This window comes from Rhabdaerophilum calidifontis (assembly GCF_008641065.1).
In the GTDB taxonomy this organism is placed as follows: Bacteria; Pseudomonadota; Alphaproteobacteria; order Rhizobiales; family Beijerinckiaceae; genus Rhabdaerophilum; species Rhabdaerophilum calidifontis.
On record NZ_VTRS01000018.1, the window covers coordinates 1 to 1,283 of the forward strand.

The window sequence follows — 1,283 nt, forward strand, 5'->3', positions numbered from 1 at the left end:
AGAGCTGGCTCGGGAAATCTGGACAGCGGGGATAAGTGGAAATTCTGCCTGAGATCGGCATGATGCCGTGAACAGGAGAGACCATGACGAGACGACCGCGCCGGAACCATAGCCCGGCTTTCAAGGCGAAGGTGGCGCTTGCCGCTGTGAAGGGCGAGAAAACGCTGGCCGAACTGGCCGCGCAATTCGATGTCCATGCGAATGTGATCAAGACCTGGCGGGATCAGCTCCTCGAAGGGGCTGCCGGGGTCTTTGGTGAGGGCAAACCGGATGCGCCGCCCCCGGTTGATGTGAAGGAACTCCACGCCAAGATTGGCCAACTGGCTCTGGAGAACGATTTTTTGTCCGAAGCGCTCGGCAAAGCCGGTCTGTTGGCGAGCGCAAAGCGATGATCAACAAGGAACATCGCCTATCGATCGGACGGCAGGCCCGCTTGCTCAGCCTCAGCCGGGGCAGCGTTTATTATCTGCCGCGCCCTGTTCCGGCTGCCGATCTGGCGGTCATGAACCGGATCGACAAGTTGCATCTGGAATACCCTTTTGCGGGCAGCCGGATGATGCGCGACTTCCTCGTTCGCGAGAACTTCGACGTCGGGCGCCTGCATGTCGCAACGCTGATGAAACGGATGGGCATTGAGGCCATCTACCGGCGGCCGAACACATCGAAGCCGGCGCCAGGGCACAAGATCTACCCATATCTGCTCCGAAAGCTGCCGATCACACGGCCCAACCAGGTCTGGGCGATGGATATCAGCTATATCCCGATGGCGCGCGGCTTCGTTTATCTCGCGGCCGTGGTCGACTGGTTCAGCCGGAAGGTTCTGGCCTGGAAGCTTTCGATTACGCTCGACACGGCGTTCTGCCTCGAGGCTGTCGAGGAGGCGCTGGCCAAATACGGCAAGCCCGAGATCTTCAACACGGATCAGGGCAGCCAATTTACGAGCGTGGCCTTCACGGACCTGCTGAAAAGCCATGACATCGCGATCAGCATGGACGGCAAGGGTGCCTGGCGGGACAACGTGTTCGTGGAAAGGCTCTGGCGGACCATCAAATACGAGGAGGTGTACCTGAGGGCCTATGCCAGTGTCTCGGAGGCCAGGGCCTCGCTGGGACGCTATATCGACGGCTTCTATAACACTCGCCGACCCCACTCGAGCCTCGGCCGGTTGACCCCGGACGAGGCGTACTTCAATGCGCTGCCAGCAATCCCGATGGCGGCCTAACCGAGGCAGGAATCCACTTAGGAAACGCCCCGAAACTGTTCAAACAAACCGAGCCAGCTCT

The 1,283-nt window shown here is 60.1% G+C and carries 1 protein-coding gene; it reads left to right on the top strand.

Annotated elements, in window-relative coordinates; all coding sequences use genetic code 11:
- Nucleotides 1-83: 83 nt before the first annotated feature.
- Nucleotides 84-1,222 (top strand): IS3 family transposase gene (locus FWJ24_RS14545; protein WP_150288557.1). Its coding sequence is split into 2 segments (ribosomal slippage): nt 84-336 and nt 336-1,222, totalling 1,140 coding nucleotides; the frame shifts between segments, so codons are not numbered across the junction.
- The last annotated feature ends 61 nt before the right edge of the window (nt 1,223-1,283 follow it).